Annotated in this window: 11 protein-coding genes and 1 pseudogene; 8 read left to right on the forward strand and 4 right to left on the reverse strand. The window is 42.8% G+C overall.

Annotated elements, in window-relative coordinates; genetic code table 11:
• Positions 1–796 precede the first annotated feature (796 nt).
• The 3 genes and pseudogenes from RMZ43_RS25005 to RMZ43_RS25015 form a co-directional block, all read right to left on the reverse strand.
• Positions 797–985, reverse strand: a pseudogene (locus tag RMZ43_RS25005) (HNH endonuclease); the annotation flags it as partial.
• Between the two features lie 159 nt (positions 986–1,144).
• Entirely contained in the window at positions 1,145–4,027 is a 2,883-nt protein-coding gene (gene ileS / locus RMZ43_RS25010; protein ID WP_322652913.1) for an isoleucine--tRNA ligase, read from the reverse strand.
• Between the two features lie 442 nt (positions 4,028–4,469).
• Positions 4,470–4,850 carry an endonuclease domain-containing protein gene (locus tag RMZ43_RS25015; RefSeq protein ID WP_322649882.1) on the reverse strand — a complete coding sequence of 127 codons (381 nt, stop codon included), beginning with the start codon at positions 4,848–4,850 and terminating at the stop codon, positions 4,470–4,472.
• Positions 4,851–5,212: 362 nt separating this feature from the next.
• On the opposite strand from RMZ43_RS25015, the gene RMZ43_RS25020 reads away from it, so the two are divergent.
• The 8 genes from RMZ43_RS25020 to RMZ43_RS25055 all read left to right on the forward strand — a co-directional run bounded on the left by RMZ43_RS25020 (position 5,213) and on the right by RMZ43_RS25055 (position 11,740).
• On the forward strand, positions 5,213–5,581 hold the full coding sequence (locus tag RMZ43_RS25020) for a Crp/Fnr family transcriptional regulator (protein WP_322649883.1): 369 nt from the start codon (positions 5,213–5,215) through the stop codon (positions 5,579–5,581).
• Positions 5,582–5,719: 138 nt separating this feature from the next.
• Positions 5,720–6,085 carry a Lin0512 family protein gene (locus RMZ43_RS25025; protein WP_322649884.1) on the forward strand — a complete coding sequence of 122 codons (366 nt, stop codon included), beginning with the start codon at positions 5,720–5,722 and terminating at the stop codon, positions 6,083–6,085.
• A 612-nt stretch (positions 6,086–6,697) separates the two neighbouring features.
• Complete coding sequence (locus tag RMZ43_RS25030) at positions 6,698–8,056, forward strand: Rieske 2Fe-2S domain-containing protein (RefSeq protein ID WP_322652831.1); 1,359 nt, start codon at positions 6,698–6,700, stop codon at positions 8,054–8,056.
• 246 nt (positions 8,057–8,302) lie between these two features.
• Positions 8,303–8,641, forward strand: coding sequence for a hypothetical protein (locus RMZ43_RS25035; RefSeq protein ID WP_322649886.1), 339 nt, complete (start codon positions 8,303–8,305; stop codon positions 8,639–8,641).
• 275 nt (positions 8,642–8,916) lie between these two features.
• The gene (locus RMZ43_RS25040; RefSeq protein ID WP_322652832.1) at positions 8,917–10,098 is read left to right on the forward strand and encodes an AbrB family transcriptional regulator; all 1,182 of its coding nucleotides are present in this window, start codon (positions 8,917–8,919) and stop codon (positions 10,096–10,098) included.
• 44 nt (positions 10,099–10,142) lie between these two features.
• Positions 10,143–10,505, forward strand: coding sequence for a hypothetical protein (locus RMZ43_RS25045; protein ID WP_322652918.1), 363 nt, complete (start codon positions 10,143–10,145; stop codon positions 10,503–10,505).
• Positions 10,502–10,834: a phosphoribosylanthranilate isomerase gene (locus tag RMZ43_RS25050; protein WP_322652914.1), complete on the forward strand. Its 333-nt coding sequence runs from the start codon at positions 10,502–10,504 to the stop codon at positions 10,832–10,834. The genes RMZ43_RS25045 and RMZ43_RS25050 overlap by 4 nt, the downstream gene beginning before the upstream one ends.
• Positions 10,835–10,924: 90 nt before the next feature.
• The gene (locus tag RMZ43_RS25055) at positions 10,925–11,740 is read left to right on the forward strand and encodes a DUF1838 domain-containing protein (RefSeq protein WP_322652833.1); all 816 of its coding nucleotides are present in this window, start codon (positions 10,925–10,927) and stop codon (positions 11,738–11,740) included.
• Between the two features lie 3 nt (positions 11,741–11,743).
• Here the strand turns inward: RMZ43_RS25055 and RMZ43_RS25060 are convergent, their stop codons facing one another.
• Entirely contained in the window at positions 11,744–15,220 is a 3,477-nt protein-coding gene (locus RMZ43_RS25060) for a PAS domain S-box protein (RefSeq protein WP_322652834.1), read from the reverse strand.
• Positions 15,221–15,275 lie beyond the last annotated feature (55 nt).

Raw genomic sequence — 15,275 nt, forward strand, 5'->3', positions numbered from 1 at the left:
AAATTTTTTGCGAGAAAGTCTATTGTACTTAGAACTTACGTACTGAATAAAATAACCGTAATGTGTATTAGGCAATTACGCAAAATATTAGACTTCTTGCATAAGTCGGGAAAAGGGGAAGGTGGGGCCCCCTCTGGGGATAAGGCTATGCATTACCCACATCTTTCTTTACAATCTCGAAACGCTTGTTTTGTAGGCATCTTAAACACTGAGGTGTGAGTCATACTTGACAAATTGGCTCTTAATATTCTCACTAAAATTAGGTTTTTATTGAAAATTAACGACAGACGTATCAGGGTTGTAATAAACGTGAGTGAATACTCTCGCAATTGTTGAGAAAGATCCGGGTAATGGATAGGGGGATAAGGGGCGGGGGGAAGGGGAAAAACTTCTGTATCGTCCTTTTCCCCTTTAACCTTTACCCTTTTCCCTTTCTTGCAAAAAGCACAAATGCCAAGAGGTCTATTTCAGGCGGTGACTGAAACCTGATTTAACGTGAATTCCACAGATGATGTATTGTCTATCTAATTAGCTGAATGAAAAGACTACTAATACCAATTCGCACTCTTGCTAACGCCCCGCTTTGCTGTTTTCATGCCCGCAGGGCTGTACGCAATTAAGAAACTTAGATACAGCAATGCTTTCAAGGTTTGCATCTGTATCAGATTTTTCGTGAAATGGTATAAGAGGTTTTACTAGCCAAAAAATTCGCTTGAGTCGATGGGGAGTATTATCTCCCGCACCTCTCAGTTAAATCTGGGCGTGCAATTTTCACCGCACCCAGCTTCCGATGTTCTTAGCTTGCGCTTTTGCTCATGTGTTTGTAATCGTGGCAACTCTCATGAATTGCTTCAAGATTATTTTTCTTCCAGTTGGCGTGATTTCCATCGATGTGATGCAGATGTATCTGTTCTTCATCGATGAACTTTAAGCCGCAGGATGCACATTTATAGTTTTGCTTCATGAGAGCTTTAGAGGTTTCGCCTTTTGGTGACAGTAATCTGCTGTCAGGCTGGATTAGTTATTTACGGGCTGGATACCGTGATTCACTAATCAACGAATCGCAACCTCTCCGAGTCAGAGAGGGAAAAACTTGAACTTTAGTTCAAAGCAGGGAGAGGTTTGTTGAACTAACGTATATTTACTAGAACTTTCCGGCTAAGGCTGCAACGCATCGTTCGCAAATTAAGGGATGTTCTGCTGATTCTCCCACATGAGTAGAGTAGTTCCAACAGCGATCGCACTTTTCTCCATCTGCTTTCACCACACCAATTCCCCAGTTTTCCGTCTGCGCTGTATATTCTAATCCTTGCAACCCTTCAGCAGAATCTAATAATTCCACCTGGGAAGTCAGCAATAGATATCGCAGTTCGTCAATACCGTTACCATTAACAGGGTTAAAGGCTTTGATAGCATCGCCTAACTGTTTGTGAGGTATATGAATCAAAGCTTTGGCTTCCAAAGAAGAACCAATCATTTTTTCAATCCTGGCTTGTTCCAACACCTTGTTAACATCGGTGCGGAGTTGTCGCAGGGTTTCCCAAAATTCCGCTAACTCTGGATTACGCCATTTGTCCTCAACCTGTACCCAACCGGCTTCAAATACCGATTTGTAAGGTGTTTTGTAGGGGAGATATTGCCAAATATCTTCGGCAGTGTGGGATAGTACTGGTGCGATCGCTCGTGCTAAATTATCTAAAGCTATTTTCAGCACCGTTTGACAACTGCGGCGGCGGAAAGCATCTTTTGCACTGATGTACAGCCTATCTTTGGCAACATCTAAATAAAAGTTAGATAAATCTACCACGCAGAAATTCTGCACTGTTTGGAAAAAGCGGAAGAATTGGAAACTTTCAAAGGCTTCTGTAACTTCTTCAAACACTTCGGTGATGCGGTGCAGCATATAACGGTCAAGTTCTGGCAATTCCTCAAAAGGAACTGTATTTTTTTCCGGGTCAAAATCATCCAAGCTACCCAATAAAAACCGCGCCGTATTGCGGATTTTGCCTCTAACATCATTCATTTGCTTAATGATGTTTTTGCCAATGCGGACATCACCAGAGTAGTCTACCGATGATACCCACAATCGCAAGACATCTGCACCATAAGCCGGTTCTACTTTTTGATTTTTTCCGCCTTCAATGATTGTATTTGGGTCAACCACATTTCCTTCTGACTTACTCATCTTTCGCCCTTGTTCATCCAAAGCAAAGCCGTGAGTTAGCACAGTTTTATAAGGCGCAATGTCATTTACCGCTACACTGGTGAGCAAACTTGACTGGAACCAACCGCGATGTTGGTCGGAACCTTCTAAATATATATCAGCAGGGTAGCGTAACTCTGGACGCTGTTGGACGACAGATGCCCAAGATGAGCCAGAATCAAACCATACATCCATTGTGTCTGTACCTCTGCGGTAAGACTTACCATTTTGACGATAGGATTCGGGTAATAACTCCTCCACTGAAAGTTCCCACCAAGCATCAGAACCTTTTTCAGCAATAATTCCTTGAACGTGGTTGATAATTTCTTCATTCAGCAGTACTTCTCCCGTCGCTTCGTCGTAGAAAACGGGAATAGGTACACCCCAACTCCGTTGACGAGAGATACACCAATCGGAACGTTCCGCGACCATTGGCGTGATGCGATTTTCACCTTGGGCTGGAATCCATTTTACAGTGGCGATCGCCTTTAATGCTTCTTCTCTAAATCCTTCCACCGAAGCAAACCATTGTTCAGTGGCGCGGAAAATCGTTGGTTTCTTCGTCCGCCAATCATAAGGATATTTGTGGGGATATGGTTCTTCCTTCAACAAGGAACCAGCCGCAGCCAGTGCATCAATTACCGCTTGATTTCCATCACCCAGCACATTCAACCCAGCAAATTGTCCCGCTTCTTCGGTAAAATTGCCATTGTCATCCACTGGTGCAAGGATAGGTAAACCATAACGTTGACCAACAATGTAATCTTCTTGACCATGACCGGGTGCAGTATGTACCAATCCAGTACCCGACTCAGTAGTGATATAATCACCGCCCACAACAATTGGACTTTCCCGGTCAAATAGAGGATGACGGTAAGTAGTATGTTCTAAATCATTCCCTTTAAAGGTGGCTTTTACAGTTAACTCAACTCCCAACGTTGAAGATAAACGTTCTACTAAATCAGCAGCAACGATGAGATATTTAAAATTACTCTGCGCTTTTGCTTCTGAAGGTGAAACTTCCACCACTGCATAATTCAAATCTGCATTCACCGCTACAGCCAAATTCCCCGGAATTGTCCAAGGTGTAGTTGTCCAGATAGCCACACCCAAATCTGACAAATATTCTACCAACAGTGGTTTTACAGTTTCCGCCAAACTTGTAACTGCAAAAGCTGCATAGATACTGCGAGAAACGTGACCTTCTGGATATTCCAACTCAGCTTCAGCCAAAGCGGTTTTAGAACTGGGACTCCAGTGAACAGGTTTCAAACCGCGATAGATGTAGCCTTTTAAGAACATCTGACCAAACACGCCAATTTGAGCCGCTTCATAAGCAGGCTTCAGAGTTAGATAAGGGTGGTTCCAATCACCCCAAATACCGTAGCGTTGAAAATTTTGGCGCTGGTCGTTTACTGTAGTTAGAGCAAATTCTTCCGCTTTCTGCCGCAGTTGTAAAGATGTTAAGTTTTGCCGTTCTGCTGACTTCATGTTCTGCAAAACTTTTAACTCAATTGGTAAACCGTGACAATCCCAACCAGGAACGTAGCGAACTTTACGCCCTTTTAGCAGTTGGTAGCGATTAATAATATCTTTGAGAATTTTATTTAAAGCATGACCAATATGGAGTGAGCCATTAGCGTAGGGAGGCCCATCGTGCAGTATAAATATTTCGCCAGGGTTATTTTCGGAGAGGCGATCGTAAATTTTATTTTCTTCCCAAAATTTTTGGATTTCAGGCTCACGCTTGATGGCGTTTGCCCGCATATCAAAATTAGTCTTGGGTAGGTTTACTGTATCTTTGTAACTTCCTGATTCGGTCACAGTCTCATGCCTAGAATTAGGTGTGCAGGTTTTATTAATTATAGAAGATGACATCAAAACCAAAATTTGCTATTTGAACGTGAGTTTGATAAACCTCTCCCTACCTTGAATTTTCGTTAATAAAAAAGATAGGATTCCACAAAGGCGACGTTGATAGCGAGTCTTCTCCCTACAGCCCTTCGGGCATCCTACGGCAGGCGCTAGCCTCTCCCTTTGGGAGAAGGGGAGACGCCAAGGGCGATAGCGCAGCGTAGCGATCGCGAGCGTCATAGCCCGTCGTAGACATGATTAATTACCCCCCTTAATCCCCCCTTGGAAAGGGGGGAAAAAGAAATCTATCTAGTTCTCTCCCCTTTATAAGGGGAGGGTTAGGGTGGGGTAATTCGAGGACTGGTAGTGATTGGATAACTTATGTGTACACCGTAGCTTTATAAGGGGAGGGTTAGGGTGGGGTAACTTCTCTCAACCGACAAATAACTTCCCTAATCTTCTCCACCACACCATCAATATCTTGATAAACTTCTTGATTCGTAAATCTCAAAAAACTCGTACCTTTTGATTCCAAAAATGCTTGGCGATCGCGGTCATATTCTGCAACTCCATCTTGATAGTGACTATCACCATCAATTTCTATGGCAAGTCTCAACTCCGAAGAATAAAAATCCACTACAAATCTATCAATACTGTATTGTCTGCGAAATTTACAGCTTTCAATTTGTTGATTTCTAAGTTTTGCCCAAACTATTTTTTCACATGGGGGCATATTGTTTCTGAGAGTTTGCCGTTTTTGCTTTTCTGAGGTTTGGTTATACAGCTTTGTCATCAGCGTTTTCATATTCCTGGACTGTGCTTATTATTCCCAGGATTACCCCCCTTAATCCCCCCTTATAAAGGGGGGAAAAAGAAATCTATCTAGTTCCCTCCCCTTTATAAGGGGAGGGTTAGGGTGGGGTAAAACCTTGATTAATCAGCTATTTCAGACTTGTGTATACACCGTAGCTCCGACTCAGAAAAAAACGGTTTTACCTAGTAAAACCTTCTTAGAGGTTTCTAGGCGATTAGGAGATAATCAGAAATTTTGCGGTGGTTGAGAGTTAATCAACAGAAAGTAGTATACTTTTGTGGGTTCGCGTAAAGCTATCTAAAAGTTTCGTCTAAAAACCAATAATTTTGGGGTTGCTCTAAATGCTAAGTCCTGTAATAACAGTCAGTATCTTTCAAAAACAACCCGACCCTCAAGCATTTTCAGCAGGCGAAGTCATATTTGAAGAAGGACAGTCTGGCGATCGCATGTATGGGATTCTGGAAGGAGAGGTAGATATATTAGTCAATGGCAAGGTTGTAGAAACCATTGACACGGGCGAAATTTTTGGTGCTGGGGTACTTGTAGGAGTAAAAAATAGAACTTACACGGCTATTGCCAAAGTGGATACCAAACTTGCTTCTGTTGATGAGAAAAGGTTTCTCTTTGCCGTTCAAGAAACACCCATGTTTGCCCTACAGGTGATGAAAAGTTACTCAGAGCGTCTAAGTCGGGTGCAGCGTATGCTGTGAGGTAAGAGGCAGGGGCAGGGGGATGCAATGAGTATGTCTGGTTATCATTGCAGGACTCTAAAAGATGCAGTATTGCAAGTGAGCCTATAGCCCTCTGCTTTTGTTAGTTGAAAGGTGCAGAATTTACCGGAGATAGTAATGGTACGTAAACGGTTGATTATCGAGATGGGGATGGGAATAGATCAGCATGGACAAGAACCGACAGTAGCAGCATCTAGAGCAGTACGAAATGCGATCGCTCATAATGCTTTACCTGGTGTTTGGGAAGTCGCAGGTTTGAGTCACCCCAATGAAATGATTATAGAGGTTCAGGTAGCAGTTCCATACCCCGAACAAGTTAGGGAAGAAGAAGTACTCGCTGTACTCCCATTTGGTCGGAAAACCCTTACCGTAGAATCTGGGGGGATGGTAGTTCAAGGGCGAGCGATTCCCGAACTCAATGATAAAAATGACGAAATGTTGATTGCGATCGCTGCTGTTACAGTTCTGATCGAAGATGAGTAGCTAAGGTAATTCCTCTATAAACAAATTACTAAATTGAAAGTTATAGAGAAATCGCGCGATCCTTGAAAATTAAGTTATATACAGCAGTTTTCCAGTAAGATTCCATTTGTACAGGCGTGATTTTTAATCGTTAAGTATATTTGCTGATTACTTTATCAAAAAGCCTTATTGCTTTATAAAAATACCTATTTAATTTATTAAAATACTTAAATTGCTTTCTCAAAATGAGGTTTGACTTACTTAAACCCCAGTTTGCTTTCTCATTATTAGTGTTTTCCGCAAGCAAAAGCAGCTTTTACTTAATCAAAAGCTGTGTTTGCTTTCTCATTTTGGTGTTTTCCGCAAGCAAAATGAACTTTGACTTACTCAAAAGCTGTGTTTGCTTTCTCATTTCAGTGTTTTCCGCAAGCAAAAGCAGCTTTTACTTACTCAAACTCCAGTTTGCTTTCTCATTTTGGTTTTTTTCGTAAGCAAAATGAGCTTTGACTTACTCAAACCCCAGTTTGGTTTCTTCTTGTTAATTTTTAAAGTTTCACCCTAGAAATGTTCTATCTCTAGGACTAAAGATTTGCTAATCCAAAGGTCTAAAATTATAGAAACCTGGAAAAAACTATGTCATTAGAAACAGAGCCACTACAGGCGACACCACCAACTTCTACCTTTGAGACGCTTGAGGAGAAGCAAGAATTTAACTGGAGGCAATACTGGTATCCCGTCACTTTTGTACAAGACTTACCTACCGACCGTCCTCATAGCTTTTCCTTGTACGATGAACCTTTGGTCTTATTCAAAAACAAAGATGGACAGTTTATCTGTTTAACAGATCGTTGCCCTCACCGTGCAGCCAAACTTTCTGAAGGACAAATTATTGACGGTAAAATAGAGTGTTTATATCACGGTTGGCAGTTTGGCAATGATGGTCAATGTTTGCACATTCCCCAATTATCAGCAGATGTAAAAATTCCAGCTAATGCTTGCGTACCATCTTTTAAGGTTGTGGAACGTCAAGGCATGATTTGGGTCTGGGCTGGTGAAAAAGAAGCTGCTGTTGATGAAAATATCCCAATTTTGCCGGATTTAGATAAGCCAGGATTTGTGTGTTCAGACTTTATATTGGATCTGCCTTATGACCAAACATATCTAATAGAGAACGTTACCGATCCGGCTCATGTTGCTATTAGCCATCATGGTACTAGAGGGGGTGGTAATCGCAAAAAGGCCCAACCGCTAGAAATGGAAGTGCTAGAGAGTTCAGTTCAGGGTGTTCGAGGTAGGTGGCGGGGAATTAATAAATCAAATGAAGCTTGGAAGTATATTGATTTTGTTGCTCCAAATCTTGTGCTGAACAATGCTTATATTGAAGACCGAGGCTGGACATTTGGACTAGCTTTATATGCGGTTCCTTTAGGTAAAGGGCGATGTCGTCTTTTAGCTAGAGGTTATCGTAATTTCATGACTTGGGGAGTCAAGCTAAGACCACGTTGGCTAGATCACTTAAATACCAACAAAATATTAGAGCAAGATTTACCTCTTATCGTGGGGCAACAGTCAGAAATTGAGCGCTTAAAAACAAGTCTCAAAGAAGTATATTTACCTTTAAAAACATCTGACACATTAGTAGTTGAGTACCGCAAATGGCTAGATAAATTTGGGTCATCTTTGCCTTTTTATCAAGGCTATTCCACATGGAAAAATTTTGATAATAGTGAGTTGAATACAAAGGCAATTTTGTTAGATAGATTCTCACGCCACACACTTATTTGTAGCTCCTGTAATCGAGCTTATCAAGTTACAAATAGGGTTAAGCAAAGTTGTATAGGGATAGCGATCGCTCTAGCTGCTGTAGCGATACTTGCAGATGATTCTAGAATTAAAGTTGCCGCAATATCGCTTTCTTTAGCAGCAGTTGTAATGTCTGTTATGGCTCAAACACTCAAAACTCACTTTGAGCGTTCCTACACTCGTCATTAAAATCGAGAAGTTCGTAGTAAGGACTTTAGTCCTGATTCTCTATGGACTAAAGTGCCTACTACAAACCTTTTTGCACTAGCTTAGACATGGTATCAAAAGTTTGTTTACCTTAAACAATTTGCTCAAATTCTTTGTGTGGTTAAGTTATGCTCAAGTTAGTGGCTCTGCGCTAAAGTAAAAATATTGGGATAAAAATCTCTGGCAGTAAGTTCAACTGAATCATTAATCTTTACCACTGCGGCGATAATGTCTCAAGAGCATAACGAATCACTCCAAATTCAGGAGATCACCAAACTAAAACCGAAACACTTTGCTGATTTAATCAGGTCAGCACAATTGATTTTTGACCCCACAGCCGGAGTTTCGGGAAGACACATAACAGTTAATTGGGAACAATTCGGAATTCCGGGTGATGTGGCAGAAAATCTTAAATCACTTGGTCAGCAGTACCAATATGCATCTCCACACATCCCTGTTGAAGACATTTGGAGTAAATTAACTCCAGAAACTCGTATTTGGTTCGTTGAAAATAAAGATAGGTTATGGCAGCTTGAAGAAGCTTTCCCAGCCCTTGACGAAGATTAAACGGCTGAATCATTGAAAGGAATATAAATTATTTGTAGGGGTACAACGATCATTGTGCCCCTATCCTCTCTCTATAGGCATTTTTATTTGAATGCAACACGCGCTAAGTTTAGACCTAGTACTGCAAGGCAAAAGTCAAAAGTCAAAATGAATACAGCGTAAGAGTTTTATTGATTTGGAATGAGTGGTTTATTTACGCCGCGCTGCACTAGTTGTTTTATGCGATCGCTCTAGCTTAAGTACATAAGTTAAATTAATAAAAAAGCCCATTATAGATGAATCAAAGCCTAAGTGTTGCTCCCAACCTGCAAGAACACACTCATGAAAATCCCGTTGTTAGTAAACAACAGCTTACGAAGCAATTAATTGTCCTTGTTTTGGAAATGCTTCTGGCATTACCTCTAGGTTTACTTCTGGCAAAGTTTCAAATTGGTAGAGTTGCCTGGATATTTGGTGGGATTGCTGCTGGTACAGTGGTTCTTCAAGGATGTCGAATTTTTTATCAATATTCTCCCCAACCTAACCGCACTGCGAGAAAAGTGGGAATGGCACTTGTAGGCTTAACTGTTGGTGCTTCCAATGCTCATGGGAATTTAGCTAGTGTTGCTTCTGGTATTCCTATATTTATTTTTCTTACCTTGTTCCTGCTGCTGAGTGGAACCTGTATTGGTTATATTTACTCGCGCCTTAGCAAAACCAACTTATTAACAGCAATGCTGGCTACAGTTCCTGGTGGTGTAGGAATTATGGCAGCGATCGCCGCCGATTACAACAAAAATGTTAGTTTGGTTGCCTTAGTTCAAGCGATTCGCGTCACCTCAGTAGTTATTCTAATTCCCTTCATTGCAAAGACATCAACTGGTAATTACTCTCCCCAAACACTCCCAATTAACCCTACTTGGCTCAATTTTGAGCCATTTCAACTAGAATTACTCTTGTTAGTACTGCTAATTACTGGATTAGTAGTTTATCCAGCTATATTATTTAAAATTCCGGCTGGCGATTTCTTTAGTGCATTGTTGATTGGTATCGGGTTTAATCCTTTGCTACATTGGCTACCTTTTGTAGGTGATATTAGCTTTAGTCCGCCACCAATAATTAACCTATTGGGTCAAATGCTCTTAGGAATTACTATTGGTGAATATTGGGGAGACAAACCCAACTTTAGAAAGCGGACTGTCGTTTATGCCTTAATGTCTGTGGGAATGACCCTAATAGCGGGAGCGATCGCTGCTATACTGGCAATGCAATTAACTTCTTGGGACTGGTTAACCTGTCTTTTAGTCACAGCACCAGGAGGATCGGCAGAAATGATCCTAGTTTCTCTAGCATTGAATCATAATGTTGAAATTGTCACAACAGGCCATTTAGTGCGACTAATTGCAATTAATAGTTCTCTACCGCTTTGGCTGTTTTTGTTTCGCCGTTTAGATGAGCAACTTTCTGAACCAGTTTAATTGATAAAAAGATTGGGGATTGGCGCTTTCGGAGTTAGTAAAGAATGGAAAAAACAGCAAACCCAAGAGTCAAAATTTGCTGTATCAGCAGCATAGAAGAAGCGTGGATTGCTATTCGTTGCGGCGCATCTGCACTCGGTTTGGTTTCTCAAATGCCAAGTGGCCCCGGTGTTATCTCTGAAGAATTAATTGCGAAAATTGCTGCTTGTGTACCACCCCCAATCGCCACTTTTTTACTTACTTCAAGCCAAGATGCTCAAGAGATTATTCAGCAGGTAAAACGCTGTCGGACAAATACTGTGCAAATCTGCGATCGCCTAGAATCAGGAAGCTATCAAGATACCGAGACGCTTTACCTGGAATCTCCATTGTTCAAGTCATTCACGTCATTACAGAAAAATCTATAGACGAAGCAATCAACGTAGCGCCCTACGTAGATGCAATTCTACTGGACTCTGGTAATCAATCACTGCTGATTAAAGAGTTAGGCGGCACAGGACGCTTACACGACTGGAACTTGAGCGCCCAAATCCGTGAGCAAGTAAACGTACCAATTTTCTTAGCTGGAGGACTGAAATCTGAGAATGTTGCAATCGCAGTCAAACAAGTTGCTCCTTTCGGACTAGATTTGTGTAGCGCCGTTCGCAGCAATGGCAAATTAGATGAGAACAAGCTCAAGCTTTTCTTCCAACAATTGAAATATTGCACAGAAGAGCTTTCACCAGAATTTAATTAAACTGGGCATGGGGTATTGGCAAAGAATGACAAATGACTAATGACTAAATTAGCTTATTCTTTTGTTATCAAAATACTAAGGATACTTTAGATGGTTGCTCAAATCCAAGAACTTGAAGCACAGCACTGGGTTAAAACTCGTTCTTCTCTCGACGCTAGCGAATCTACTTTCCTGATTTGGAAAGGTAAAATTTACGCTTTTATCCCCGGTGAGAAAAAACAACTCCTGTTTAAGATGTTGGGATTGAGTGTTAGCAGATGTATTTCCACAGATGAGGGTAGCTGGGATTTTACTTCTAGAGAATTAACTTACTACCTTAATCCACAAACAGATGAAGTCTTAAACAAATGGGAAAATCCTTGGACAGGTGAGACAGTTCCGGTAATCCACGTTGCTAATAATCCAGTGCAGGGCAAATTTAAAGGAAATTTCCCTGCACAAGTCGATGATGAAAGTACAACCTTTGTTTTTGATATATTTCCCTATTATCCCAATCCCTTAGCAGATGACCCCAAATTTGCCGAATACAGCCCAAATCCAATTTATCAGGCGGCGGAATTGTTTAAATTAACAGTACCAACGGCAGATTTATTCAACACAGCCCTCTCCTCAGTTTCTCAACTTAAACTGAGTTGGGATCGGATTGGTCAATGGCTTCCTTGGATGAAAATGGGCGATCGCCCCGGTCAACTTATCTACAGTGCTGTTGGCAGCAAAGTCAATGGTTTAGCAGAACTGCCTTCACTGTTGCAAGACGAAATTAATAACCGTATTCCTCTATATAAAAAAGCCCCAAAAGCATTGATAGATGGGGAAGATATGACTTCCTGGTTATACTTCCAAAAGCACTTTCAAGCTTACTTGGCTGGTGAAACTTTCCCGCTTCCCCAAGCAGAAGAATTTTGACCGTTAAGTAGACCGAACCAGGCTAGAGATTGCTTGCACTAACATCATTGGCTCTATTGGCTTAGAGATATGCTTGTGAAAACCTGCTTTTAGTGCCTGTTGCTGATTCATCTCCCCGGCGTAGGCTGTCAGGGCGATCGCTTTTATCTGATCGCCTTGGGCAAACAAGCTTCTGACATACTGTATCAACATATAACCGTCTACATCGGGCATCCCAATATCACTAAGTAGCACATCAGGCTTGGACTGGGTAAGAACCAAGAATGCCTCGGTAGCTGAAGACACGGCTGTAACAATTGCCCCATACTGCTCTAGCACAAAAGCAGTCAATTCCCGTGTGTCGGTATCATCATCCACCACTAAAACATTAATACCAGTTAAATCTAAAAAAGGAGGAAGTAGCTTACTGTCTTGATTTGTTGCTGGCTGAGTAGACATTAGCGGTAGCCGGATTGTAAAGGTTGCTCCTTGCCCAATACCTGGACTTTCTGCCTCAACTGTGCCACCATGCAGTTCGACTAAGTGACGGGTGATCGCTAACCCTAATCCCAATCCACCGAACTTTCTTGTAGTAGTACCATCTGCTTGGCGAAAATAATCAAACACGTAGGGAAGAAAATCAGGATGAATACCTTTGCCTGTATCGCTGACGGTAATTTGGGCAACAGAGCCAAGTTGCTCTAAACAAATATTTACCTGTCCGCCTTCAGGCGTGAACTTAATCGCGTTTGAGAGCAGATTCCAAATCACTTGTTGCAAACGAGTTGAATCACCCAAAACTTTACCAACGTTGGGTTCGAGGACTGTCTGCACTGAAATTGACTTAGCTTGGGCTGCTAGTCGCACGGTTTCCATCCCCGCTTGAATCGTTGCAGCAAGATCGACTGAAGCAACATTCAGGCTGAGTTTGCCCCGGAGAATGCGGGAAACATCCAAAAGATCCTCAATCAATTCTGATTGCAATTTGGCATTGCGTTGAATAGCTGCTAGAGCTTGCATTATCTTCGCTTCATCAAGCTTATGGCTCTGAAGTAGATTAGACCAACCGAGAATTGGATTGAGAGGCGATCGCAACTCGTGTGACAGCACCGCCAAAAACTCATCTTTAACCCGGTTTGCAGCTTCGGCTTCTTCCCGTGATGCTTCTGCTGCTAACCGTGCTTGCTGTTCTGCTTCATATAACCGGGCATTTTCAACTGCGATCGATGCCATTTGCGCTAACTGCACCAGTATGGCTTCGTCCGCTTCGGTGAAATCACCTTCATATTTGTCTGAAAGCTGAATCAACCCGATATTATTTCCGTCTCGTCCGATTAAAGGTGCTGCAAGCCAGCCCCGTATTGGAGGGTGGTTATTTGCCTCGTTGCCAAAGCCTCGCCAACGGGGATGATTTTCAAGTTCGGCTTGTGTCATCCGCATTGAGTGATTCAGGTGACACACAAAAGCGTAAATTCCAGACCCATTTGGCTGTTGCTCGTAGTCTCGCCACTGGGCGTATTTATCCGATAGGTGAATGGCGTTAATTGCCTGTGACCAATTTTGGTTAATGGTCATGCTGGTGACGGACTGGTGGGCAGCAATAATCGATGCTGCCTGCTCGGTAATTACTTGTAGCACTTCTTCAACCGACAGGGCAGAATTAATTGCCAGCGCTGCTGTTGTCAATCCCTGCAATTGGTTGGCATAGTGTTGTTCGCGGGCCAGGAGTTGTTCGCGCTCGGCTTGGGCTTGTTTACGATTAGTGATGTCAATTATAAATTCTACGCCATCTTCTTCATTAAGACGCTTGGCAGAGAACAATGCCCACCAGCGTGAGCCGTCCTTGCGGATGTATTGCTTTTCGTAGGGAGTAGTGCTGCCAGTTGCTTTAAACTGTTCGATTGCTCTGAGGGAGTGCGGCATCCACTCCGGTGGTGTCATTTCGTCCCACCGCATCAATCCTTGCTCAATATCCTCACGGCTGTAGCCGCTCATTTGCAGGAAAGCATCGTTGGTTTCGGTGATACTACCGTTAGTTTTGAAGAAAATGACACCAACCGTTTCGATGGTGATCGCCCGGCGCAGACGCTCTTCGGATTCGCGCAACGCTGCTTCGGCTTGTCTGCGAGCGGTGATATCACGAGAGATGCATAACAACCGTTCGACTTGCCCATCGACTCCTTTAATCGGACTAACTTTATTATCCCACCACTTCGGTTCACCTGTTTGAGTTGTAAGATAGCCTTGAAAAGTGCTGATTATGCCTGATTTTGCAAGATCGATTGCATTCAGTGCGGCTTGTCTATCGGCTCCTTGCCAGAACTCGACCCATGAAGAGTTGAGGAACGGTCTAACATCACTGATGTTGAGCGCCGCCTGTCCGCCTGGACTCATATAGACGATTAGCCCTGACAAATCCAATACTTTGATGCAGTCGTCGCTACTGTCAAGGATCTGCCGATTGAACTCTTCACTTTGGCGCAACGCCCCTTCTGCTCGTTTGTAATTTGTAACGTCAATCAGTAACCCATCCCACACGTATCCTTCTGCCGTTTGCACAGCGCGGGAACTACCCTGAACCCATTTGAGTTTACCCGATGGTGTGACGATCCGCCCTTCCCAACACCAGGGTAAGAGGTTCTCAACAGCTTGAGCAACGGACGTTTCAAATGACGCCAAATCCTCTGAATAAATTAATTTTACAAAGGAATTAGCATCTTGAAGAATTGTTTCTGGCTCCAATTCCAACAGTTCACGGGAGCCAGAATTTACAAAGGTAAATCGATGAGGGCCATCTGTGCAAGGCAAGTAGCAGTAAACCATACCTGGCACGTTCGCAACTAGTGCCTCGAACTGCATTTGGCTGTGATGGAGTGCTGCACGAGTCCCTTGCTCGTGGCGTACAGCTTCAACAGCTGCCTGATGTGCCCGATGGATGCTTTGTAGAGCAGAGGCAGTAAAACCTGCCAAACTCGTCATCAGCCGATGATCTTCAGCATCTAACTGTCGCGCCTCATGGTGTGACACAATCCAAAGAGTGCCTAATGGTTGATTGTTTACACTTAGCGGAATTAGCAATGCCTCAACAATAGGAAACTGCGGATGGTGCAGATAGGTGAAATAACGTTCAGGATAGGCATACAGTTGCGGCTGCCCAGATTGAAGTGTGGTGCTACAGGGACTAAAATTACTTGGGGTGGTGGTTTGTTCTAAAAATTTTAATGCGCCTGCGATCGCTACCCAGTGAAATCTAGATTCACCATTAGGATCTGTTTCCAGTAAACTGATTCCAACAGTATCGGCTCGACATAAATCGATGGCCATCTCAACCAGGGTTTTGAGTGTGGATTGCGGATCGTTGATGAGTTGTTGACCGAGGATGTGGAGCGCTCGGTTTTCAGCCGCTAAATCTGGCTGTCTTGCTGGACGGCTAGCCAGTGCCTCTGTAATCAAGACATCCGCTTCTGTGACTGCCGGAGTATCGTTTGGGGATAAACACATCACTATATATAGACAAATCGATTGTGTTTAACTGAAATGAAAAGACTCAAGTAGT

This window comes from Nostoc sp. CmiVER01, assembly GCF_034531135.2.
GTDB lineage: Bacteria > Cyanobacteriota > Cyanobacteriia > Cyanobacteriales > Nostocaceae > Nostoc.